Annotated in this window: 1 protein-coding gene; it reads right to left on the reverse strand. The window is 72.8% G+C overall.

Features of this window, described 5'->3' with window-relative positions; translation table 11 throughout:
- Window positions 1-246: 246 nt before the first annotated feature.
- On the reverse strand, window positions 247-471 hold a 225-nt coding region (locus C1I93_RS30905), incomplete at its 5' end, for a cupin domain-containing protein (RefSeq protein ID WP_146603626.1).

Here is a 471-nt window from a genome sequence, read left to right on the forward strand (position 1 = left end):
GTGCATTTGGTCGCGGCGGCCAGGTCCAGCGGGCGGGGGTCGGCGGGGCGGCGCGAACCGGCCGCGGTTACCGGTGTTCGGCAGGGTGAGGTGTGTGGCCAGTAGACAACGGCCTGACGGGGGCAGCCAGCCACCGTCTGGTCGGTCCGAAGGTCGTCGTGCCCCATCTCGTCGCACCGGCCGGGAGGGGCCTGGGAGCATCGGGGCGCGGCTTACGCCGCGCCCCGACTTCGTGTCCGGCCCGGGTCAGCCGGTGGCGGGGCGGGCCCGCACGTGTAGGCGTTCGCCCTGGGGGCCGAAGAGGTTGAGCACCTCGGTGGGGTGCGGGTCGGGGTTGGACACGCAGTGCGGCACCCGGGTGTCGAATTCGGCGACCTCGCCGGCGACGAGGATCAGGTTGTGTTCGCCGAGGCGTAGGCGGAGCCGCCCGGAGAGCACGTAGAGCCATTCGTAGCCCTCGTGGGACTGTGG

The sequence above is a fragment of the Micromonospora endophytica genome (genome assembly GCF_003236305.1).
Taxonomy (GTDB): domain Bacteria; phylum Actinomycetota; class Actinomycetes; order Mycobacteriales; family Micromonosporaceae; genus Micromonospora; species Micromonospora endophytica.